The sequence below is a fragment of the Neisseria sp. P0021.S005 genome (assembly GCF_051956955.1).
This window is the reverse complement of record NZ_JBQCWY010000008.1, coordinates 1-23,581: the sequence shown is the minus strand read 5'-3', so window position 1 is coordinate 23,581 and position 23,581 is coordinate 1. Positions and strand designations below refer to the sequence as shown.

19 protein-coding genes and 1 pseudogene are annotated in these 23,581 nt (G+C 46.9%); 5 read left to right on the top strand and 15 right to left on the bottom strand.

Annotated features, from left to right (window positions below; translation table 11 throughout):
- The 3 genes from ACTHUE_RS01510 to ACTHUE_RS01500 form a co-directional block, all read right to left on the bottom strand.
- Positions 1-227 (bottom strand): hypothetical protein (locus ACTHUE_RS01510; RefSeq protein WP_440423002.1); only part of this gene is annotated, 227 nt, incomplete at its 3' end.
- Positions 228-289: 62 nt separating this feature from the next.
- The gene (locus ACTHUE_RS01505) at positions 290-928 is read right to left on the bottom strand and encodes a hypothetical protein (protein ID WP_004520588.1); all 639 of its coding nucleotides are present in this window, start codon (positions 926-928) and stop codon (positions 290-292) included.
- On the bottom strand, positions 928-2,190 hold the full coding sequence (locus ACTHUE_RS01500; RefSeq protein ID WP_004520587.1) for a multifunctional CCA addition/repair protein: 1,263 nt from the start codon (positions 2,188-2,190) through the stop codon (positions 928-930). The genes ACTHUE_RS01505 and ACTHUE_RS01500 overlap by 1 nt, the downstream gene beginning before the upstream one ends.
- 192 nt (positions 2,191-2,382) lie before the next feature.
- On the opposite strand from ACTHUE_RS01500, the gene ung reads away from it, so the two are divergent.
- Entirely contained in the window at positions 2,383-3,042 is a 660-nt protein-coding gene (ung, locus tag ACTHUE_RS01495; protein ID WP_049336116.1) for a uracil-DNA glycosylase, read from the top strand.
- Between the two features lie 54 nt (positions 3,043-3,096).
- Here ung and ACTHUE_RS01490 read toward each other — a convergent pair whose 3' ends face one another.
- The 5 genes from ACTHUE_RS01490 to ACTHUE_RS01470 form a co-directional block, all read right to left on the bottom strand.
- Entirely contained in the window at positions 3,097-4,170 is a 1,074-nt protein-coding gene (locus ACTHUE_RS01490) for a sulfate/molybdate ABC transporter ATP-binding protein (RefSeq protein WP_049336114.1), read from the bottom strand.
- Positions 4,167-5,027, bottom strand: a complete 861-nt coding sequence (cysW, locus tag ACTHUE_RS01485) for a sulfate ABC transporter permease subunit CysW (RefSeq protein ID WP_049336112.1) — start codon at positions 5,025-5,027, stop codon at positions 4,167-4,169. The genes ACTHUE_RS01490 and cysW overlap by 4 nt, the downstream gene beginning before the upstream one ends.
- Before the next feature lie 84 nt (positions 5,028-5,111).
- Positions 5,112-5,948, bottom strand: a complete 837-nt coding sequence (gene cysT / locus ACTHUE_RS01480) for a sulfate ABC transporter permease subunit CysT (RefSeq protein ID WP_003683475.1) — start codon at positions 5,946-5,948, stop codon at positions 5,112-5,114.
- Between the two features lie 160 nt (positions 5,949-6,108).
- A complete protein-coding gene (locus ACTHUE_RS01475) occupies positions 6,109-6,558 on the bottom strand; it encodes a DUF4124 domain-containing protein (protein ID WP_049336110.1) in 450 nt (149 codons plus the stop codon).
- A gap of 12 nt (positions 6,559-6,570) precedes the next feature.
- On the bottom strand, positions 6,571-6,765 hold the full coding sequence (locus ACTHUE_RS01470) for a hypothetical protein (RefSeq protein WP_049336152.1): 195 nt from the start codon (positions 6,763-6,765) through the stop codon (positions 6,571-6,573).
- A gap of 185 nt (positions 6,766-6,950) precedes the next feature.
- Between ACTHUE_RS01470 and ACTHUE_RS01465 the strand changes: the two genes are divergently transcribed.
- Positions 6,951-8,579 (top strand): ABC-F family ATPase, encoded by a 1,629-nt coding sequence (locus ACTHUE_RS01465; RefSeq protein WP_049336108.1) that lies wholly within the window; start codon positions 6,951-6,953, stop codon positions 8,577-8,579.
- A gap of 183 nt (positions 8,580-8,762) precedes the next feature.
- Positions 8,763-11,231, top strand: a complete 2,469-nt coding sequence (locus tag ACTHUE_RS01460) for a type 1 secretion protein (RefSeq protein WP_440361165.1) — start codon at positions 8,763-8,765, stop codon at positions 11,229-11,231.
- A 94-nt stretch (positions 11,232-11,325) separates the two neighbouring features.
- On the opposite strand, the gene ACTHUE_RS01455 is transcribed toward ACTHUE_RS01460, so the two are convergent.
- Positions 11,326-12,543, bottom strand: a complete 1,218-nt coding sequence (locus ACTHUE_RS01455) for a D-alanyl-D-alanine carboxypeptidase family protein (RefSeq protein ID WP_004520574.1) — start codon at positions 12,541-12,543, stop codon at positions 11,326-11,328.
- 203 nt (positions 12,544-12,746) lie between these two features.
- Between ACTHUE_RS01455 and ilvA the strand changes: the two genes are divergently transcribed.
- Positions 12,747-14,270, top strand: a complete 1,524-nt coding sequence (gene ilvA / locus ACTHUE_RS01450) for a threonine ammonia-lyase, biosynthetic (RefSeq protein ID WP_004520573.1) — start codon at positions 12,747-12,749, stop codon at positions 14,268-14,270.
- A 59-nt stretch (positions 14,271-14,329) separates the two neighbouring features.
- Here ilvA and trmB read toward each other — a convergent pair whose 3' ends face one another.
- From trmB to ACTHUE_RS01435, 3 genes are all read right to left on the bottom strand, one after another.
- Complete coding sequence (gene trmB / locus ACTHUE_RS01445) at positions 14,330-15,046, bottom strand: tRNA (guanosine(46)-N7)-methyltransferase TrmB (protein WP_039862398.1); 717 nt, start codon at positions 15,044-15,046, stop codon at positions 14,330-14,332.
- 137 nt (positions 15,047-15,183) lie between these two features.
- Positions 15,184-15,840: a response regulator gene (locus ACTHUE_RS01440; RefSeq protein ID WP_004520571.1), complete on the bottom strand. Its 657-nt coding sequence runs from the start codon at positions 15,838-15,840 to the stop codon at positions 15,184-15,186.
- Positions 15,837-17,597, bottom strand: a complete 1,761-nt coding sequence (locus ACTHUE_RS01435; protein WP_004520570.1) for a histidine kinase — start codon at positions 17,595-17,597, stop codon at positions 15,837-15,839. The genes ACTHUE_RS01440 and ACTHUE_RS01435 overlap by 4 nt, the downstream gene beginning before the upstream one ends.
- Positions 17,598-17,856: 259 nt before the next feature.
- Here ACTHUE_RS01435 and mobA point away from each other — a divergent pair, with 259 nt between their 5' ends.
- Positions 17,857-18,438: a molybdenum cofactor guanylyltransferase MobA gene (gene mobA, locus ACTHUE_RS01430; RefSeq protein WP_004520569.1), complete on the top strand. Its 582-nt coding sequence runs from the start codon at positions 17,857-17,859 to the stop codon at positions 18,436-18,438.
- A 78-nt stretch (positions 18,439-18,516) separates the two neighbouring features.
- Here mobA and ACTHUE_RS01425 read toward each other — a convergent pair whose 3' ends face one another.
- The 3 genes and pseudogenes from ACTHUE_RS01425 to ACTHUE_RS01415 all read right to left on the bottom strand — a co-directional run.
- Positions 18,517-21,636 carry a type I restriction endonuclease subunit R gene (locus tag ACTHUE_RS01425; RefSeq protein WP_440361164.1) on the bottom strand — a complete coding sequence of 1,040 codons (3,120 nt, stop codon included), beginning with the start codon at positions 21,634-21,636 and terminating at the stop codon, positions 18,517-18,519.
- A gap of 68 nt (positions 21,637-21,704) precedes the next feature.
- Entirely contained in the window at positions 21,705-22,916 is a 1,212-nt protein-coding gene (locus ACTHUE_RS01420) for a restriction endonuclease subunit S (protein WP_440361163.1), read from the bottom strand.
- A gap of 9 nt (positions 22,917-22,925) precedes the next feature.
- A pseudogene (locus ACTHUE_RS01415) lies at positions 22,926-23,581 on the bottom strand (hypothetical protein); the annotation flags it as partial.

Sequence of the window (23,581 nt, the reverse complement as noted above, 5' to 3'; positions counted from 1 at the left end):
TCTTCATCGTCGCTGTCGATATGGTAGTCGTTTGGATCGAAGCGCACCTGCTGCATCACAGCTTGCGCCAATGCTTGTTCCTGTACGACATCAAATTCAAATTTTTCCAAAATCTCATTCAATAGGCAGATTTCGCCGTCGCTGAAAGATTCGCTGTGTTTGACAATGAGGCGTTGATAATCTTTATTGCTGATTTTTTCGTGAAGTAAATTGGTCTGGATAGTCATGATTTTATTGTTGAAATAAGATGGTTAAGGTGCGGATTATAGCGGATATCGTGTCGGCTGTTTCAAAGGGCGTCTTTAAGTTGACGGGCTTTGGCGAATGTGGGGATAAATCTGTTCAATTCAATATTGACTGCCTGAAAATCGCGGCTATCAAAAAAATCGCCGATACGTATGGTTTTTCCCTGATAATCGAAAGACCATGCACCTTGTACACATTTTTGGATACGTAAAATATTGGGGACATTGTGAATTTTTCGTTTCATACCATTTTGGTAGAGGTTTTCGTTTGGCAACCTCTGTTTCCTTCCTTGTGCAACAGGAGCTTGGGGAATATGGTCACGAGAATGCCATTCGGAGATTTCTGACAACGGGAAACTACGCCAACGCCCAATGGAAAACAAGGTATAACCATGAGACAGCGTATGGTTACGGATCTTGATGTTTTCACGTCCGAAAAGTTGCCAAAGAAGGCCGTAAACAAGTGAACCGACTAAGTAGAAAGTAAAAAGTAAAGGGATGAGAATGGCTTCTAAATTAGTGAAATAGTGCTCTTCAAGGTAAAACGGCGCGATGCATGTAAGAACAAAGGAAAACATAAGAAATACCGCGGTAAAACCGATTTCCTGCGAGTCATGTACAACACGAGCAGATACGGCAATGCCGTCGGGCATGCGTTCGATTTTATAACGCGAAGATGCCATCAATAGCCTCCTATTTTTTCAGCCTGATACGCTTTTTGCAGCGGCCTAATTTGCGCCAAGCGGGCATGATCGATTTGTTCGGCAATTAAATGGGCTTTGCCTTGTGCGCGGCACTCGGCGGCAATTTTGCCTGCATCTACTTGATTGGCGGCCTCAAGTAAGGCCAGCCAGTGTTCACGTTGCGGATAAGGCGTGTTTTCAAGATTCAGACGGCCTTGTTTGTCGGCCACGCAGACGTTTAAGGCCGTCTGAAAACGTTCGGGGCGGCGGAATGCGTCGGTTTTTTTCAAAACATTCAAAATAGTTTTACTTTTGAACTGCCCGACTTGATGGAGCATGATGTGCCAACGGCAGACGAGTTCGGCAAGCTCGGCGCAGTGTTTGGGCGCGCGCAGGCGTTGATTGACTTCGCGGACGGGTTCGACGCCGTTAAGGTCGTGTCCGTAGTGTTTCGGCAGTATATCGGCCGGTGTTTTTGCCTTGCCCAAGTCGTGCAATAAGGCAGCATAGCGTTCAGCGAGGGACAGGTTCATCTCGGCGGCTCGTTGTACAACCATCAGCGTATGAATACCGCTGTCGATTTCGGGATGATAGTCGGCGCGTTGCGGTACGCCGAAAAGGGCATCGACTTCTGGCAGTAAAACTTTGAGTGCGCCGCATTCGCGCAAAACTTCAATCATTCGGCGCGGATTTTTCTCCATCAAGCCTTTGGCCAATTCCTGCCAGACACGTTCGGCAACCAAGGCATCCGCTTCGCCGTTTTCTACCATTTGCCGCATCAGCGACATGGTTTCATCGGCAATTTGAAAACCATAACGCGCGGCAAAACGGGCGATACGCAAAATCCGCACAGGGTCTTCGGCAAAGGCAGGCGAAACGTGGCGCAGGATGCCGGCCGCCAAATCTTGTTGTCCGCCAAAAGGATCGATGATCGTGCCGTCTGAATCCTGAGCCATGGAATTGATGGTCAGGTCGCGGCGCATTAGGTCTTGTTCCAGCGTAACGTCTTTATCGGCATGAAAACTGAATCCGGCATAGCCTTTGGCAGTTTTACGCTCGGTACGGGCGAGGGCGTATTCTTCGTGGCTGTCCGGGTGGAGAAAGACGGGAAAATCCTTGCCAACAGGTTGATAGCCTTGAGCCAACATGGTTTGCGCATCTGCACCGACGACTACCCAGTCGCGGTCTTTGACGGGCAGGCCTAAAAGATGGTCGCGGACAGCGCCGCCGACAAGATAGGTTTTGATGGTTTGTGTATTCATATAAAAATCGAACGATATAAAAAGGCCGTCTGAAAAGCCGTATTGGGTTTTCAGACGGCCTGAGTCAGAACGCTATTATGACGCTTTAGGTTTGTTGCTGTCGATAATCTTCAGTCCTGCGGCGACAACAAACCATATCGTTATGCGGCATATCCTTTATAATAAGCCCATTCAAATACGGAGCGGCAAATAATGCAGACTTGGCACGAGGCAATTGGTGCGGAAAAAGAAAAGGCGTATTTTCAAACGATTTTGGAGAAGGTGCGCCATGAAAGGCAGGCGGGGATAACCGTTTATCCGCCCGAGCGCGATGTATTCAATGCCTTTCGGACGACTGAATTCGGAAATGTAAAGGTAGTGATTTTAGGGCAAGACCCGTATCACGGTGCGGGTCAGGCGCATGGTTTGGCGTTTTCCGTCCAGCCTGAAATTGCGGTGCCGCCGTCGCTGGTCAATATTTATAAAGAGTTGGCGACGGATATTGAGGGTTTTCAGATTCCGCAACACGGCTATTTGCAGCATTGGGCGGAACAGGGCGTGTTGCTGTTGAACACGGTATTGACTGTCCGTGCCGGTTCAGCGCATTCCCATGCGACTTTTGGCTGGGAGGCGTTTACCGATGAAGTCATCCGACAATTGGATAAGGAACGCGAGCATTTAGTCTTTATGCTGTGGGGCAGCCATGCGCAGAAGAAAGGCGCGTTTATCGACCGCAATCGCCATTTGGTGCTGACCGCGCCGCACCCTTCGCCTTTATCGGCATATCGCGGCTTTTTTGGCTGCAAACATTTTTCGCAGGCAAACGCTTATTTGCAGGCACATGGTTTAGAGCCGATTGATTGGCAGGTTTAAATAAGATGAAAGGCCGTCTGAAAGCAGATTTTCAGACGGCCTTATGCTTTAGTCTCAAATCGAATATTCAATCAGCTCGTTTTGAGAAAAGACATAAACCTGTTTCGGAATCAGCCTCAATTCTTTGCCTTCGGCGATTTGGTAACGCGCGGCATCGCTGCCTGCCAGCGTGATATGCACGTCTTGTTTGTCGTGTTTTACCACAATATGCGTCAATGCGCCGACGGCGTGGATTTTTTCGATTTTGGCGCGGATCATCGGGGTTTCGTTTTCGGCGGCAAGCTGCCATTCGTGCGGACGGATGTAGCCGATAGCGGTTTGTTCCTGCCATTTGTAGTGCGTGTCCAATTTCCACGCGAAGCCGTTGTAATGCCAGATGCCTTTTTCGATTCTGCCTTCGAAGGCGTCGGTTTCGCCGAGAAATTCGGTAACGAAGGCGTTTTCAGGTTTGCGGTAAATGGCTTCGGCACTGCCGGTTTGCTCGATTTTGCCGTGGTTCATGACGACGATTTCGTCGGAAACTTCAAGGGCTTCTTCTTGGTCGTGCGTCACCAGAATGCTGGTTACGCCTAGGTTGTGATGGATGTCGCGCAGCCAGGTGCGCAATTCTTTGCGCACTTTGGCATCCAGCGCGCCGAAGGGTTCGTCCAAGAGCAGAAGTTTGGGTTCGACGGCGAGGGCGCGGGCGAGGGCGATGCGTTGGCGTTGGCCGCCGGAGAGCTGGTGCGGATAGGATTTGGCGAGTTGGGAAAGCTGCACGAGTTTGAGCAATTCTTCGACTTTGGCGCGGATTTGTTCTTTGGACGGGCGTTCGGACTTGGGCAATACGGTCAAACCGAAGGCGACGTTGTCAAACACGTTCATGTGGCGGAAGAGGGCGTAGTGTTGGAATACGAAGCCGACTTTGCGCTCGCGCACATGCTTGGCGGTTACGTCTTGGCCGTCAAAGAGAATTTGGCCGCCATCGGCGTTTTCCAGTCCGGCGATAATGCGCAGGAGCGTGGTTTTGCCGCAGCCGGATGGGCCGAGCAGGGAAACGAGTTTGCCGGTGGGGACGTTGAGGTTGATGTTTTTCAGCGCGTGGAACGCTCCGAAGTGTTTGTTTAGATTTTGAATAGTAATGCTCATGCTGCGTTCCTTTCAGCGGCGGCGAGTTTTTTGTCTTGTAATTTTGTGATGATGTTTTGCACCAGCAATGTGGCCAAGGCTAAAAGTGCCAATACGCCGGAGAGGGCGAATGCGCCGGTGAAGTTGTATTCGTTGTAGAAGATTTCAACCAAAAGCGGGATGGTGTTGGTTTCGCCGCGGATGTGTCCCGATACCACGCTGACCGCGCCGAATTCGCCCATCGCGCGGGCGTTGGTGAGGATGATGCCGTAGAGCAGCGCCCATTTGATGTTGGGTAGGGTAACGCGCCAAAACATCTGCCAGCCGCTTGCGCCGAGTATTAGCGCGGCCTGTTCTTCGCTGTCGCCCTGCGCCTGCATTAAAGGAATGATTTCGCGCGCGACAAAGGGGAAGGTAACGAACAGCGTCGCCAAAATAATGCCGGGGATGGCGAAGATAATCTGTATGCCTTGCGCTTCAAGCCAGCCGCCCAATGCCGTATGCGTGCCGAACAATAAGACGAACATCAAACCGGCCACCACGGGCGATACGGAAAACGGCAAATCGAGCAGGGTGGTCAGCAACTGCTTGCCGCGAAAGTCGAAACGGGTCAACAGCCACGCCATCGCCACACCCAATACGGCATTGATAGGAACAACAATCAGAGCGGTAATCAGGGTTAATTTGATGGCAGACCATGCTTCGGGATCGGTCAAGGATTGCAGGTATAAATCCCAACCGCCTTTTAAGGCCTCGTAGAATACGGCAACCAAAGGCACGACCAGCATCAGCAGCAGAAAGCCCAAGGCGGTAGCAGTCAGCAATACGCGCAGCCAACGCGGTTCGCTCAGGTTTGGATTGGTAGAATGGGTTTTCATGTTAGTGAAGTCTCTATTTATTCTTGTATCCGTTTAGGCCGTCTAAAAAATGTTTGCTTGATGTTTCAGACGGCCTATTGTTTGTTAAACCTTCGCTCCGGCACGGCGGCTCAAAGTCCATTGCATAATGTTTAAAATCAGCAGGATGACAAACGAAATCATCAGCATAAACAGAGCAACGGCAGACGCGCCCTGAGCATCGTATTGCTCCAGTTTGCCGGTAATAATCAAGGGCAGGATTTCAGACACCATCGGAATATTGCCCGCGATGAAAATGACCGAGCCGTATTCGCCGGTAGAGCGGGCAAACATCATGCCTGCACCGGTCAACAAGGCCGGTGTGATTTCAGGCAAGAGAACACGGCGGAACGTAGTCCAACGGCTTGCGCCCAAAGTTGCCGCTGCTTCTTCATACTCGCCCGACAATTCTTCCAATACCGGTTGTACGGCGCGGACGATAAAGGGCAGGCTGACGACAATCAGCGCAATCCAAATACCGATGGGCGTAAAGGCGATTTTGATACCCAAAGGCTCGAAAAAACGGCCTATCCAGCCATTGGGCGCATACAGGGTTGCCAACGCAATGCCTGTTACCGCTGTCGGCAGCGCAAACGGCAAATCGACCAAAGCGTTTACCAACCCTTTGCCCGGAAATTCATAGCGCACCAATACCCAGGCGACCAACGTGCCGAACACGATATTGGTTAACATCGCATAAAACGACATCCGCAAGCTCAGCCAGACGGCCGCCAAGACATTGGGTTCGGTAATCGTGTTCCAAAATCCGCTCCAGCCGATTTCTGCTGCTTTGGCCGCCATCATCGCAAACGGCAAAACCACCAAAAGCGACAGGCATAAAACCGTCAAACCCAAACTGAGCTTGAAACCCGGCAATACAGAAGGCGTTTTGAGTAACAACATAATGGCAACCGTCAGAATTTAATACACGCTTACTTTAACAAGGCAGTCTGAAAACTGGAAAGAATGCTTTGTTTGGTATAAAGACGATTTTGTTATATTGAAGACATGAAAAGGCCGTCTGAAAACCAAATTTCAGACGGCCTTGCTGGTGTGGTAAGGATCAATAGGCAACAGGATCTTGAGATGCAGGCTGGTGTTGCGCCGCGTCATAGTTTTCCTGAGCCGAGCGGACGGCTTTTTCCAAACCCTTGATCCGTTCGAGATAGCGGGCATAGTTGCGTTCATTGCCATAACGCACTTTTTTGCCTTCTTCCAAGTTTTTCTTGGCGGTATCCAAAGCACGCTTGGCTGCGCCGACGTCAGCCGGATTGACCGGGGCGACAGCTTCTTCCGCTTGCTCGGTTTTGCTTGGGGAAATCGGCGTTGCCGGTGTTGAAACAGGCGCAGAAGTATAGACGGACGGTTTGCCGATATTGCTGGCTTTGCAGTTTTTGCCGCCGGCTTGGGTATAGACTTTGCGGCCGGCAGAATCGGTACATTCAAAAATAGGCGCGGCGGAAATTGCAGTTGTCAAAGTGAGTAGTAATGTACTGATCCAAATTTTGTTCATTTTTATTTTTCCTTAAAACCATTTCCACCAAACAAGCAAAGCCGCAATCATGATGATGTTGGCGAAGAGGATGGGCTTCCACTGTCTGGGCGCACGTCGTAATTCAGCGCCAGATCGTGTGCGGCGGATATAGAAAAACGGGCTGAGCAGCATGGAAGCGGCGCATACCAAAATAATCACGGCGTAATAGATTTTGTGCGTTTCCATATTGTTTCTCCGTTTCAGACGGCCTGAAATGCTGCCTACAACGCATTTTTGCGTGAAGCGCTGTCTGTTTTTATCTTGCATAGGCATTGGGCACACTTGCTATGGCCTCAATCCTGAGGTCTTTGCAAAAATATGCTACAATCGCGTCCGATTATAACATTCTATTTATAAAGGTTTTACGAATAATGATTTCTACCAACGGCATCACCATGCAGTTCGGCGCAAAGCCGCTGTTTGAAAACGTATCCGTCAAATTTGGCGAAGGCAACCGTTACGGCTTGATCGGCGCCAACGGCTCAGGCAAGTCCACCTTCATGAAAATCCTCGGCGGCGATTTGGAACAGACTGCCGGCGAAGTAGCGATTGAAAACGGCGTGCGTTTGGGTAAATTGCGCCAAGACCAGTTTGCCTACGAAGACATGCGCGTGCTGGACGTAGTGATGATGGGCCATACCGAAATGTGGGCGGCGATGACCGAGCGTGATGCGATTTACGCCAACCCCGAAGCTACCGAAGACGACTACATGAAAGCCGCCGAACTGGAAGCTAAGTTTGCCGAATACGACGGCTACACTGCCGAAGCACGCGCTGCCGAATTGTTGAGCGGCGTGGGCATTTCCGAAGATTTGCACAATGCGACCATGGCAGAAGTCGCCCCGGGCTTCAAGCTGCGCGTATTGCTGGCGCAAGCCCTGTTCTCCAAGCCAGATGTATTGCTTTTGGACGAACCGACCAATAACTTGGACATTAATACCATCCGCTGGTTGGAAGGCGTGTTGAACCAGTACGACTCCACCATGATTATCATCTCGCACGACCGTCACTTTTTGAACGAAGTCTGCACCCATATGGCGGATTTGGACTACAACACCATCACCATCTATCCGGGCAACTACGACGACTATATGCTTGCTTCCGCCCAATCGCGTGAGCGCGCCCTGAAAGACAACGCCAAAGCCAAAGAGAAACTGCAAGAGCTGCAAGAGTTCGTTGCACGCTTCTCTGCGAACAAATCCAAAGCCCGTCAGGCAACCAGCCGTCTGAAGCAGGCAGACAAAATCAAATCGGAAATGGTCGAAGTCAAACCTTCTACCCGTCAAAACCCGTATATTCGTTTTGAAGCCGACGAAAAAGCCAAATTGCACCGTCAGGCTGTGGAAGTTGAAAAACTGGCCAAACGCTTTGAAACCCAGTTGTTTAAAAACCTGAACTTCATCCTTGAAGCAGGCCAACGCCTTGCCATCATCGGCCCGAACGGCGCGGGTAAATCTACCTTGCTGAAACTCTTGGCAGGTGCGTACAACCCCGAATATTCAGGCGGCCTGCTGCCGGACGAAGGCACCATCAAATGGGCGGAAAAAGCCAGTGTCGGCTACTATCCGCAAGACCATGAAAACGACTTCGACGTCGATATGGACCTGAGCGAATGGATGCGCCAATGGGGTCAGGAAGGCGATGACGAGCAAGTCATCCGCGGCACTTTGGGCCGCTTGCTCTTTGGCAGCAACGATGTTGTGAAAAAAGTGAAGGTTCTCTCCGGTGGCGAAAAAGGCCGTATGCTTTACGGCAAACTGTTGCTGTTGAAACCCAATGTCTTAGTCATGGATGAACCGACCAACCACATGGACATGGAAAGCATCGAATCCTTGAACATGGCACTAGAAAAATACAACGGCACGCTGATTTTTGTATCGCATGACCGTCAGTTTGTATCTTCATTGGCTACCCAAATCATCGAATTGGATGGCAAAGGCGGATATGAACACTACTTGGGCGATTACGAAAGCTATCTGGAGAAAAAAGGTTTGGCTTAAATCTTTATCAACAATCTAATAAGGCATTGAGATGCCGTCTGAAAATTTCTATATTTTCAGACGGCATTTTCTTTTCAAAATTAAACAATAGTATATTGAACTTTTATGCCAAAATTATGACTAATAAAAGCATTTTACAAAAGAATAATTCAATATTACGACATTTTTGAAGGAATATATTAAATGGTAAACATTAAAACAGCAGTACCCAATGCCTCTCAATATGGTGCCAAACTTGGCTATACGACTTATGAGGCAGAACAAAGTGAACTGAAAAACGGCGTTGTTAAAAATGCCTCTTCTTCAGAGGCAGAACGCGCAACTGCCCGTGAAGCAAGCGGTCAGGCATATGTTGATTTGCCTACTAATGCATCTGTGTCATTTATTGCACAAGCAGATGCCAATGCCGTAACCATCCGTTATACCGTTCCTGACGGTGAAAGCGGTAAAGTAGAAGTCAAAGTCAATAATACAGTGATCGGTACTTTGGATTTGTCTTCCAAATCTAACTGGCAATATTTGGATAACTATACATATCATCCGAATGATGATATTAAAGTTCATGATACGCCTGCGGCAGATAGGCTTGCCCGCTTCCAATTTGACGAAGTCAGCCAATTATTTAAAGAGGCCAATATCAAGGTAGGGGATAAGGTTACAATCACTAATATCGACAGCACGCCCGTAGGCATTGACTTGGTTGATTTGGAAAAGGCACCGGACGCCATTAGACAGCCTGAAAACAGTGTCAGCATTACTGATTTCGGCGCAGTCGCCAATGACGGCTCGGATGATTACCAAGCATTCATAGCTGCGATTGAATCTGCAAAAGCGTCTAAAAAATCTGTTTACATTCCTGAAGGTCAATTTGATTTTTCACGACCGATTTCCCTTTATGTTCCTGATGGTATTAAGATTACCGGTGCAGGGCAATGGCACACTAAGTTACATTTTTTGAATACTGAAGCTGCTAAATACGATGATAAGGGTTATGCGAGCGGTGGCGGTGGTATTACTTTTGAACCCGGTAGTAAAGATATAGATTTGGGCAATCTCTCTATGGATTCAAATCTAAATTCAAGACATGATGAGAAAGCCAATTATAAAGGGATATCCGGCACTTTAGGTACTGGCTCTTCTATTCACGATATCAAAATTGAACATTTTGAAGCTGGCGTATGGATTGGGGATTATTCTAAAAACAAACCTTTAAATTACACTGATGGTTTGACTATCTCCAATGCCACTATTCGCAACAACTTTGCAGACGGCGTTAACTTTGCACAAGGTACCAGCAATTCCACTGTTATCAATTCCAATATCCGTGGCAATGGTGATGATGGCTTAGCAACATGGTCAAGTCATCATGAGAATACCAATGCCCATGTTGCTGAAAATAACCACTTTTTAAACAATACCGTTGAATTAGGCTGGCGTGCGGCAGGTATTGGTATCTTTGGCGGCAAAGGTCATGAAGTAGCCAATAACCTTATTAAAGATAATGCCAATTGGGGTGGCGTACGCTTAAACACTGTATTCAAAAACAGCCATAATTTTGATTTCAATGATACGGGTATTTCCGTTCACGATAACTTACTGGTAAACAACGGGACTAATGCCGACACATATGGTCGTGTTAAAGGTTCTATCGATTTGGAAGAAGGCAGGGATTATGCTACTCCCGAAAAAGATATTTTGGGAGAACTCAACAATATCAAAATTGAAAATAACACTATTGTGAATAATCTTTCCGACCAAGAGATTACCAAAACCCGTAATCCTAAAGAAGGCAATATTCCGGAGCCTGTAAACGAGACTACATTAACCATCGAAAATAATCATAGCCTTTCGGTAGCAGAAAATACTTCTGCAAAAAATGTAGCGGAAATAGATGATCACAGTCTTACCCAAGCTGCGAATCATTTAGGTGCTGATAATATCATCACAATTACAGACAGCAGCCATGCTCTTGTCAGCGGCGGCGATGGCAATGACCGTATCAGAGGCGGTTTGGGCAATGATACGATTAACGGTGATTCAGGTAATGACATTATTTTTGGCTATGATGGAAACGATCGTCTCAATGGCGGTATGGGTAATGATTCTATACATGGAGGTAACGGCAACGATACTTTATGGGGTGAAAGTGGCAATGACCGTTTGAATGGCGGCGATGGCAACGATGTTTTATTTGGCGGACAAGGAACCGATTACTTGGTAGGCGGTAAGGGTGCCGATACTTATGTTTTCAGCCTTGGAGAAGGTAAGGATACGATTACCGATAATGTGGGCGAACATAATGCACTGCAATTTGGCCAAAATATCTCTGTTAATGACCTGCATATTGATGCCATCACTGATGTTCGAGGCAATATCGATTGGAAAATTACCGTTAAGGGATCAGAAGGGGACAGCATTACCATCAATGACCAATTCTTTTCCGGTAACACTAACAATGCCGTGATTGATACCTTCCGTTTCGATGAAGGCACATTGAGCCTGCAAGAGTTGATGGGTAGGTTGTCAGGTAATGACAATATCAGTAATTTGTCAGACGTCAATACGCATACTGACCGCATGAGCTACTCGTCTGTCGATACGGTTGATGTTCACGATGACACAGCATCTACCGCCAACGCTGGAATTATCTAATTAGCTGTCTTTTAGGCTGAATAAAGGCCGTCTGAAATCTGGCAAACAGGTTTCAGACGGCCTTTTTGTGGCTTATTTTGTTATGGTTGATTGTTTAACTGAATAAACCTTTAAACCACAACACAATCGCGTCCCACATACGGCGCAACCAGCTGCCTTCTTCCACGCCGGTTAGGGCGACGACGTCTTTTTCGGCAATGATTTTGCCGTCTTTCATGACTTTCAGTTTGCCCAATACTTGACCTTTTTCAATCGGGGCGAGGACGGGCTGAAGCGTTTCTAAGATTGGTTTGACGTTTTTGCCGGTATCGTGGGGAATGGTAATGTAAACATCGTCCAAGAAACCGATGTCTACGGCTTTGGTGCTGCCTTTGTAAACTTTGACTTGGGAAATCACTTCTCCGCCGTTGTAAAGTTTAGGCGTATCAAATGCCTGCAATGACCAGTTGAGCAGTTTGCTGCTTTCGCTTGCGCGCGCTTCGGTGGATTCGGCACCGGCAAGGATGGAAACAATACGGCGGTTGTTACGTTTGCTGGAAGCAGCAAGATGATAGCCTGCTCCTTCAGAATAGCCGGTTTTCAAACCGTCGATACTGCTGTCGCGATAGAGCAGAAGATTGCGGTTGGGCTGCTCGATATTATTGTATTTGAAAGATTTATTTGCAAACAAAGGATAGTATTTCGGATAGTCGTTGATCAGCGCGGCTGCCAAAATGGCCAAGTCGCCAACGGTTGAAACATGGCCGTTAGAAGAAATGCCGGTCGGGTTGTTGAAGTGGGTGTGCTTCATGCCCAAGCGTTTGGCTTCTTCATTCATTTGTTTGACGAATTCATCGATAGAGCCGTTACCGATGGCTTCTGCAAGGGTGATGGCGGCATCGTTGGCCGATTGGATGGTTGTCCCCTTAATTAAGGAGCTGACGCTGACAGGCACTTTTGGGTCGAGGAACATACGCGAACCTTCGACTTTCCATGCGGCATTGGAAACGGTCAGCATTTGGCTTGCTTCAAGTGTACCGTTTTCTAATGCTTTAAAGGCAAGGTAGGCAGTCATCATTTGCGTCAACGCGGCAGGTTCGATAGGCGCGTCGGCATTGTTGGATGCCAAGGTTTGCTTGCTGTGCAGGTCGGTAACGATGTAGGCGGTTGCCGCGATTTCCGGAGGCGTTGTCGGACTGTTGATGCTGTGCAACAATGGCTGCGGCTGTGCCTCGCCTTGTACGGCAGGTGCGGAGGCAACCGGGTCGGCGGCAAGGGCGTGGGTATTCAGGAGGGCAGCAAAAATTAAGCTAAGTAGCGTTTTTTTCATCATTGTTTGTAAATTTGAATATGGGTGGATACTGTTATCGAGTAAACAGTTTGGCATACTAAATAGATAGTAAGCGGACATTATACCGTTTCATTCAGGCTTTGCTAAGATTTTTCTTGCCTTCAGACGGCCTCAGGGGTATGGTTTTAACTTTTTCCTCAGGCCGATTCGGCCGAATGACAATTTATTTTCGAACACTGAATACCATGAACCATCCTCTTCCTCTTTCCGATTATCTGACCCGTATTTTGACCGCTTCCGTTTATGATGTAGCCGTAGAAACGCCTTTGGATTTGGCACGCAGTCTGTCAGGCCGTCTGAACAATCAGGTTTTGCTCAAACGTGAAGATTTGCAGCCGGTGTTTTCGTTCAAAATCCGCGGTGCGTACAACAAAATGGCGAAGCTGCCGAAAGAAGCTTTGGATTGCGGCGTGATTGCTGCCAGCGCGGGCAACCATGCGCAGGGTGTGGCTTTATCGGCGCAGTATTTGGGTTGCCGCGCCGTCATCGTGATGCCGGAAACAACGCCTAAAATCAAAATTGACGCGGTAAAGAGCCGTGGCGGCGAAGTGGTATTGAAAGGCGTGTCTTACAATGATGCCTATGATTATGCGATGGAGTTGGCCGAAAAGGAAAAGCTGACTTATATTGCGCCTTTTGATGATCCGGATGTGATTGCCGGCCAGGGAACCATCGGCATGGAAATCCTCCGTCAACACCGCAATATCAATGCGATTTTTGTTCCGATTGGTGGAGGCGGCTTGGCAGCAGGCGTAGCGGCGTTTATCAAACAAGTTTGTCCTGAAATTAAAGTGATTGGCGTGCAAACTGATGATTCTTGCTGTATGAAGCAATCGGTTGAGGCAGGGAAAATCGTACATTTGAAAGATGTCGGCCTGTTTTCAGACGGCACGGCGGTTAAAGTGGTGGGCGAGGAAACCTTCCGCCTGTGTAAAGAGCTGTTGGACGAAATTATTACGGTCAATACGGATATGTTGTGCGGCGCGATTAAAGATATTTTTGACGATACGCGTAGCATTACTGAGCCTGCGGGCGCATTGGCTCTTGCCGGCCTGAAGGCTTACGTTGCGAAAAACAATATCCAAGGTCAAAATTTGGTTGCCGTCACCAGTGGCGCCAATATGAACTTCCACCGCTTACGCCACGTTTCGGAGCGCAGTGAGCTGGGCGAGGGCAACGAAGGTATTTTCGCCGTTACCATTCCCGAAGAAAAGGGCAGCTTCCTGAAGTTTATCAATTTGCTGGGAAGCCGGAACATTACTGAGTTCAACTATCGCTACGGCAGCGATAAAAATGCGCATATTTTTGTCGGCTTGCAAACCGCCGGTGCGCAAGACTTGGCCGTCATCAGCAAACAACTGGCTGACGCAGGTTTGCCCAATGTCGATCTGACCAATGACGAAATCGCCAAAATCCATATCCGTTACATGGTCGGCGGACGTACGGAAAAAGTATCCAGCGAACGCTTGGTCAGCTTTGAATTTCCGGAGCGTCCCGGCGCATTGTCCCGCTTCTTGAACCATATGCGCGCCGAATGGAATATTACTTTGTTCCATTATCGCAATCATGGTGCGGACTACGGCCGTATTTTGGTCGGTATCGATGTACCTGAAAGCGACAATGAAGCCTTTGCCGACTTCTTGGAGAGCTTGGGTTATGTTTATAAAGAAGAAACCGATAATCCGGCTTATAAACTTTTCTTGGCTTAATCAGTAAGATAAAAGGCCGTCTGAAAAATTTCAGACGGCCTTGTGTTTTATGTTCGGCTTTATTTTTTACGGAACACCAAGTCCCAAACGCCATGACCCAATCGTTTGCCTCGGGCTTCAAATTTGGTTTCAGGACGATAATCGGGCGTAGGGGCGTAATCGGCAGCCGTGTTTTGCAAAGCGTCGAAACTGCTCAAAACCTCCAGCATTTGCACGGCGTATTCTTCCCAGTCGGTCGCCATATGGACATAGCCGCCGCTTTTGAGTTTGGGCAGCAGCTTTTCAACAAACGGCACTTGTACCAAGCGGCGTTTATTGTGACGTTTTTTGTGCCAAGGGTCAGGGAAGAAAATATGAATGCCGTCTAAAGAACCGTCTTCCAGCATCTTTTCCACTACTTCCACCGCATCATGACGCATTACGCGGATATTGGAAATGTGTTCTTCCTCAATCAGCTTCAAGATATTGCCGACGCCCGGGCCGTGAACATCAATTGCTAAAAAGTCGGTATCGGGCAGACGTTTGGCGATTTCCACTGTCGCGACGCCCATACCGAAACCGATTTCCAAAACTTTAGGATTATCCCGGCCGAATGCGCGGTTCAAATCCAAAGGAGCTTCTTGGAAGTCCACACCAAATTGCGGCCACATTGTATCGATGGCGCGCTGTTGGGCAGCGGTCATATGGCCTTGACGCAAGACGAAACTGCGGATGCTGCGTTTGTGTTCTTCAGGAACGGTATTTTCGGGTGTATTTTCTGGAATGTTTTCGGACATGTTGTTTTAAATCAGTGAGAAATCAAATAAAAAGGCCGTCTGAAAAAATCAGACAACCCTGCATATAAATCGGCGTGATTATAGCGAATAAACGCTTTTCCTGAAACCTTTTAAAAAGAAGGTTTCAGACGGCCTTTTTAAGACAATACCGGTTGCGGTACTTTGTGTTGCACCGCATAAACCGCAGCTTGGACGCGGCTGCTTAGATTCAGCTTGCGCAATAGGTTCTGCACATGCACTTTGACGGTTGACTCAGCCAAGTTTAAATGGCGGGCAATGATTTTATTGCTGTGTCCGGCGGCAAGGTAGCCCAAGATTTCCATTTCGCGCGGGGTCAGCTGCGCCAGCAGGTGGTCGGAGCGTGAAGGAGAAGGGGAAATCAGCGATTGCACCAAGCGGCTGGTCATTTCTGGAGAGAAGACATTGTCGCCATCGACGGCTTTGCGAATGCTTTCCAAGAGGAAGTCGGCGTTGATGTTTTTCAGCAAAAAGCCTTTTGCACCCATACGCATACATTCGGTCAAGTCGTCGCTGTCTTCGGAAACGGTCAGCATGATGACGGTCAGTTGTGGATTGATGCTCAAAATTTGAGCCAGTGCTTCGCGGCCGTTCATGACCGGCATATCCAAGTCCAACAAAACTACGTCAGGCTTAAGCTGTTCGACCATTTTTACGCCGGCCAGGCCGTCTGAAGCTTCGCCGACGACTTCAAAATCGGGCTGGCGGGAGAGCAGGGCTTTGATGCCGCTGCGAAATAGGGTGTGGTCGTCAATAAGGGTAATTTTAATCGTCATGATGCTGTTCTCATTTGTTGCGGCAAAGTCAGCATAACCGCCGTACCTTGCCCAATCTGCGATGTAATGGCCAATTCTGCGTTAATCCGTTGGGCCCGTTCCTGCATAATGCCCAAGCCGACATGTTCGCCTGAAGGCCGGTTTGATAGATGTTCTTTATTAAAGCCTGCGCCGTCGTCCCGAATCGTCATGACAAAATCGCCGTGGTTGGCAATTTCGACGCTGACATGTTGCGCACGCGCGTGTTTCCGGATATTGGACAGGCTTTCCTGCAAGATGAAGATGATTTGCAAGTGTTCATCATAATTTAATGCCTGTCCGTCGTCCTGCCATTTTAAATCAACCGGGATACCAGTTTGCCGTTCAAAACGCGCCAGCAGCGATTCTACCGCTTCGGGAAAATCTTTATTACTGATTTTGGTGCGGAAATTCATCAAAAGTTCGCGGACGTCTTCGTAGCATTCCTGCACGCCGTCTTTGATGAAGCCGATATTTTCTTCGGCCTGCTCGCGTTGGTCTGAAGCAAACGCGCTTTCCAGCATTTGTACCTGCAAATTCAAAAAGGTCAAAGCTTGCGCGATGCTGTCATGCAAACCTTGCGCAATCAAGTTACGCTCCTGTAAAACTGCAAGCAGGCGGCGCTCTTGTTCCATGCGGTTGCTGGCGATGGAAATGCCCAGCTGTCCGCTTAAGGTATGCAGCAGTTTTTCGTCTTGCTCATCAGGCATATGGCCGTCTGAAAAATATAGGGTCAGTACGCCGAGTTGTTCGTCTTGATAAACGATCGGAAATTCTACACGATTTCCTTCTTCGGTTTCACCGACGCTTGCCGCCAAATCAGAACGTTTCCGTTCCTCATCGGAAAGATATACCGTACCGCCCAAAGCGGAAAACGCCGGCAGAATCTGAGCCAAAAATTCTTCTGCGGCCTGTTGCGGCGTAAAGGTTTGGTGCAGGTTGCGCGTAGTCTGGTAGAGCAGGGTCAAGTCACGGTTTTGCCGGGCCAAGTCTTGGGTTTGTTGGGCAACCTGTCCTTCTAAATCCGTATAAAGCGTTTTCAGACGGCGGCTCATTTGGTTGAAGCCCTTGCTGACTTGGGAGAATTCACGAATTTGGTCTGTATCGATTTGTACCCCGAAACGACCTTCGCTGATGGTTTCTACCCCGTCGCGCAATTTTTCCAGCGGCCGGATGATCCACGAATAATGCCAAACAATCATCAAGCCGGCAGCCACTAAAATCATCAACATCATCGCCATTTGAAAACGGCGCAGCCACAAAGTATTTTGCTCGTTGGCGTTTTCCATCGCCTGTAAAAACAGCTCGATATTGCCGGCAAAACGGTATAAGCCGATTTGGGTCGGCCGCTCGTAATGTTGCAAAGAAGGCTTGATGTTGGATTCCCAATCAATTAACAGCATCGATTGGATCAAATCGTAAGCCAGCGGCATTTGTGACGGAATCAGCGGATGAATGGCATCGCTTTGCGTTACATTGGCCAGCGTACGTTCAAATTCTTTGATTTGGTTGTCAATTTGAGCATTGGGCGTACGGACGCTTGCCATATAAGCCAAGCGATACACCTGCATTTTCAAGCTGCCCGCATCTTCAATCGTTTTGGCCGCGCTTTCCAAACGCCAAGAAAGCAGCAGGGTAAAGGCAATCGACAAAAAAGCCGAGCCGACCCATAACACAGTCAGCAGTTTTAAACGCGAGGACAGGCTCAGGCCGTCTGAAGATCCGGAGAATAAACGCATAAAGCACGCAGGAAGACTAATCCGATAATCTTATAAAAATATCATTCTTTCGGCCTATAAACAACCTGTCTAAAATAATTGTATGGTTATGATAAGAAAAAACAGGGGTTTAATGTAAAATCATGTTATGATAAAATTCATCTTAAGTGAATTAAATCACAAAATCAGGTTTTAGACGGCCTGAAGCCTTAAAACTTATTCCATAAATACAACATCTCGAATAACACTTACGCACTCTGCTTTGCAAAGGACTACCAAAATGAAAATTTTTGCACTGATATTGGCCGGCGGGCAGGGAAGCCGGATGGGAGGTGTCGATAAAGGGTTGGTGCAGTGGCACAACAAAGCCTTGATAGATCACGTTATCGAAAAAATCCGCCCGCAAGTCAGCCATATCGCCATCAGTGCCAACCGCAATCTCGAATCCTACGCCCAACGCAGCGCGCACGTTTTCTCCGATGCGCGCCAATGGCAACATTACGGCCCTTTGGCCGCCTTGTGTACCGCCGCCAACGATTTACAAATTGCTACTGCCGATTGGCTGCTCATCGTATCTTGCGATATGCCGCGGATGCCGGAAAATTTGGTGTCCCAATTTGAAACCATCGCGCGGCGCACGCCATTGTGCAATGCGTTTTATGTAGAGACCTCTGCCAGGCCGCATTACAGCGTGATGTTTATCCGACCGCAAATCCTACAAAGCACCGTGCCATACCTTTATTCAGGAATGCGCAGCATCCGAGGTTGGCTGCAGCAACAGCGCGCGAGGGTTGTCCATTTCCCTCATGAGCAGGATTTTATCAGCTACAACACGGAAAATGATTTGGCTCAGCCTTTGTAGTTGGGTAGGTAAGGGGACTAATATTCAGATAGGAATACGTCATTTGATGATGCTTAAAAATCTTTCAATAGGTAATAACTATCTTGTAATTAGTTCCCTTAGAAATTCATCAATCCGTATATTTAAATAAAATATACGTTCTTCGTTAAAATAAACTTTGGCTTTTTCCCTATCGACTGTAGCTTTTAGGTCATTTAGTCTGCCTAAGTCTAAATTTTCGCTGGTATATTTTCTTGCCAACAGTGCACGTAGCAAATCTCCATCTAGCCCTAAACCTTTAATTACTTTTAGCACCTTATCATTGGCATCTTTTTGTTTGTACGTGGTGATGTAATCACTTAATGCTAAATTTGGATCAAGCTTGATATCGCCGGATTGCACATCGTGTAAAAACAACTCAGCAAATTTTTGATCTTCTTTAGAAAGCGTAGCAAAAGAGTGGTGTAGCTCCTCAAGTGCAGCAGCTTCTTCTATGCCGCCGATGGTTTTAAGCCATTTTTCAAAACGGGCATTCATATAATTTTGATCAATTTTATCGGTTTCGATTTCGTTGATGTGCGAACGCAAATCAAATGGCACATCATCGCTACCGCCACCATTGCCTGAACTTTCTTTAAACAAATCTTTATAACGAGCCAGCAGTTTATCGTAGGTCTCTTGATCGAAATTGAGTGTGGCAGTGATCACGCTGTCGTCTTCCTGTACCACATCATAGCTTGATTTTCCCCAAGAAAAGCCCAAGAGCCGAGCAGCTTGTAAGTGCTCATTGAACTGATTGAATAGTTTGACAAACTTTGCGCATGAGGTTGTATCATCAGGGTTTTTTGAAAAATCTTCTAATCCTGCCCATTTGAAAATATCGGCAATATCGGCAAAGCAGACATTTATTTTGTCGATAACCTTATCTAAATTATCGACAAACAGCCCCATAGGACGGTCGCCCGAATAAAGTTTTACGGCTCGCTCAATATTGCGTTGCATCGTATGCGGCTTGCGGTAATAGCGGATTAAACCAAAAGGCTTATCCGTTTTGTCGCATACGCGGTTAGTACGGGAAAACGCCTGAATCAAGTTGGCGTAATCCAAAATTTTGTCTAAATAGAGCGTATTGAGCCATTTGCTGTCGAAGCCTGTCAGCATCTGATCGACCACAATCAACAAATCCAGCTGTTCGTCGGGCTTGATTCTCTTATACGCATTGATATGCGACAACCTATCCGACAAATCCGTTTTAAATCGGGAATAAGTGGCATAGTCGAAGCTTGTGTGGAACTGGGCGTTGTAATCTTCCAAAATTTCGGCAATCCATATTTCCTTGTCGTTGCCTTGCCCATCGTTGAGAATATTCGGATCGAAAAGGGCGGTCAGTTTCAGCTCGGCATTTTTGGCTTCCTCAAAATTTCCGACTTCCTCAGCAATTCTGACTTTCTCAGCAATTTTGGCTTTAATTAAGCGATAATAATTGACCGCTTCGGGAATAGAGCTGGTGGCAAAAATGGCATGATATTTTTTGCCTTGGCTGAGGCGTTTCCAATTTTCCAGCATATCGTCTATGACGGCATTAACGTGTTCCGGCGTTTGATATTGCGCATTGGGTACATAATCTTCAATACCTTTTTGATATTTCCCGTCTGAAGTATATTCTCCCGCCATCGGCACATCGTTCATAAATTGATTGTAGATTTTTTTCTTTTGATCATCGGCAAATACTTCGTTTTCATCTGTTGCTTTAGCTTCTTGCAATGCGACGGCTCTGCGTAAATCGCTGTCTTTAAAGGTTCGGATATGGAAGGGGTGAAATCCCAATACATTTTCATCACGAATGCCGTCTGCAATCGAATAGCGGTGCAATTCATTACCGAAAACCGTGGCAGTGGTTGAATTTTTCTTAGCGTTTTCTTCTTCAATCGGCGTGCCGGTAAAGCCGAAGAAAAGCGCATTGGGGAAGGTGTGCTTAATGGTGAGCAACATATCGCCAAAAGTAGTGCGGTGGGCTTCATCAATAATAAACACCAGCCGTTTGCCACTGATTTGCTCGATGTCAGCCTCATTTACCCCTTCTTCCGCTTTGATATTACTCATTTTTTGAATGGAGGTAACGATTAAGCGGTCGCGGTCTTGTTTACTTTTCAGCTTGGCGAGCAAAATGGCGGTGTTTTCCGTTGCCTGTACATCATCTTTACTATCGGCAAAATTCTGATATTCCTCCAGCGATTGCTTGCCCAGCTCAATACGGTCGAGCAAGAAAATCACCTTATCCGCATCTTTGCGGCGGCTGATTAACTGTGCCGATTTAAAACTCGACATCGTTTTGCCCGAGCCGGTGGTATGCCAAATATAGCCGCCACGCTGATTGCCCGAAGTCCAATCGGTTTTTGCCACTGTGTCGGCAATCTTGTTGACCGCATAATACTGATAGCTGCGCAACACTTTCAGCTGCTCGTCTTTCGCATCAGCAATGGTGTAATCGCCGATAAACTGGTGCGCCATCGGAATCGAGAGGAAATGCGTCGCCACCTTATCCCAATCGTTCATATACACATTATTGAAATCCGCCCAACGGAAATAAAACGCCGGATTTAATTGACCGCCGGTATTGGCAAAATAGCGGCATTCTTCCGGCGTCATCGCCACAAACACCTGCACCAGGCTAAAAATGCCCGAAAACGCGCCCGCCTTATGGTATCGCTCAATTTGATTGGTCGCTTGGCTGATGGGCACGCCTGAACGTTTCAACTCAATATGGAACATCGGCATCCCATTAATTAACAACATCAAATCGCCGCGCTGCTTAGGGTATAAATCCGAACGAGGAGTAAATTGGGGCTGCTGGGCAATTTGATAGCGGCTTTTGCCGGCAGAAATTTCCTCACGGTCAAAAATATCCAGCGACACTTCCTTGCCGAAATGACGGCTTGCCTCATTTTCACGCTTGATTGCCACCGTTTTGCCGTTGATAAAGCCGTTTAAAGCATAAGGCGTTTTCAATGCCTGCACCTGCTCCAAAATCTGGTTCATTTCCGTGTGAAGCAACGGCACATCGAGCTTGTCGATATGTTGGTTGGTTTTATTCAAATGCTCCTGCCAGTTGGCAATCAACTCTTCTTCGGTGGGATAGAGCAACACTTCCTTTTCCCAGCTTTTGGTGGCAAGCAAGGCAATCAGTGCGTTTTCAAAATCAGCTTCTTTATTAAACATTCTTTTTCTCCGTAAGGGCGCTACCACAATTTTTCAGACGGCCTCAATCATGGGCAGGAACGCCCGCCCTATACCAACATCACCGCCAACAGCCCTTTTTTGAGTTGGTTTAGTTTTTCGACCTCTGCCGACTGTAAGGCAATGGTTTCGTCCAATTGGCGGAAAAAATTACCAATGGCGCTTTGTTCTTTAGGGGTAGGAATAAACACAATATTCTTCTCAATATCTTTTGCATTTATGGATGGCAAAGCTCCGATTTGGGCTAATGCAGGCAAATCAATCGTATCAAAAAGTGTTTTCATAAAATAATTATCCAAGCTTGAATCTAAGATAAACGCCATTGTATTGTTATCAAGTAAAAATGGAGTATTAACCAGCCGTTTACGATTTAACAGTAAAGCTGCTCCAACTTTGGCAAAAAATATACATGGGAGCTGTTGAATAACTTGCCATCGTTGTTTATCAATTTGTTCTTGGGTTACATAGTTATTGGCTTTTCTTAGATAAACTTCGTTACCCGATAAATTCATATCTGACACTTTGAAAAATGGTATGCCATTTTCTCCACCTTGCTCATTTTCAGAAAAACCAATACCTGATAAGCAATAACCCAAGCAGCCTAATTCATTTCGCTCCCACTCCCCCTCAAACCCTTTAAAACGGATTTTCGGTATTTTTTCACCGTTTGCGGGGAACATTTTTGCCAACATGGCCTTTTTAAGCTGACGGCTTTTTTCCAACACCGTACGGCTCTCTGCAATTTGGCTGTCTAAGCGACGGAAAAAATTGCCAAGATGGGCTTGTTCTTCAGCAGTTGGAGGAAGTAAGATTGCTATGTTTTGTAGACTACTTGTATTAATTGCTGGGTAACTTGTCCCCGTGCAACGTAATAGAACTTCTTGAACAAATTCTTCTTTCTGCACCAACGTTAATAAAAAATAACCATCATTTTGTGGACGAATTTGAATATATCCAGTTGAAAATACGAAATTTTCATTATTTTTCTCAAATAGATAATTGTTTTTTTGGTAAGGACGAACAGCCTGAAAAAACAAATCCCCATTTTTAGCTAATCTTTGTGCTCTTGAAGGTGCTGTTTCCTTAAATTCTTCCCTATAGGAAATTAGTTGAGTACCAACAACAGACTCTAAATCAACATACTGGAAAATTTGGGGAATTTCTGCTTTAGGATTAAATTCTCCAACGCTTTCAAAACCTTCCGTCTTCCATTCTCCCGTAAAACCCTGAAACCGCAAACGTGGCTCTTGTTGCTTATTCATTTTTCCCCCTTAGCCTTTCAAAATCGCCTGCCATGCGGCAATACCCTGCAAATCAAAGTCGCTGCCGGTGAGTTCGTCCATCATTTGCGCCAGTGCGGTGGCGCTTTCTTGTTTACGTTGGCTGATATGCTGATAGGTGTCGGCATATTTGTCGCAAAGTGCGGTCAGTTTTTGGCTGAATTGCGCCAGCATGTTTTCAGGCAGCCTACGCATCGCCGCATTGAGCGGAACAAACCATTTTTGGCGGAGCAAAGCGAGGGCTTCGGCATCATCCAGGGCTTCAATAGCGGCTTTGGTTTTGCTGTGGAGGTTCGCTGAGTCGGTTTTAATCTGGGCTTTTATTTCTTTTTCTTCCTCCAATAATGCTTGAACTGTTAATAGTTTGTTCTCTAAGCTATCTTCGTCAAATTCATAACCGCTACGCAAAGATTTTAAATATGCATTCACTTTCGCTTTTGCATAAGTGCCATCTTTTGAAGCTTCAATATTTTCCCAATTTACAACCGTATTTTCTTGAATAAATACTAATTTTTCAGCTTTTTTAGCCTTGTTTGACAATAATTCTAGGTAATTTTCCAATGCGATTGTTTCTTCTGTTGTAACGCTTGCATAAATTACTTTGAAATAAGCAGCAATTTCTTTAGCAATAAATGCATCATTATCGT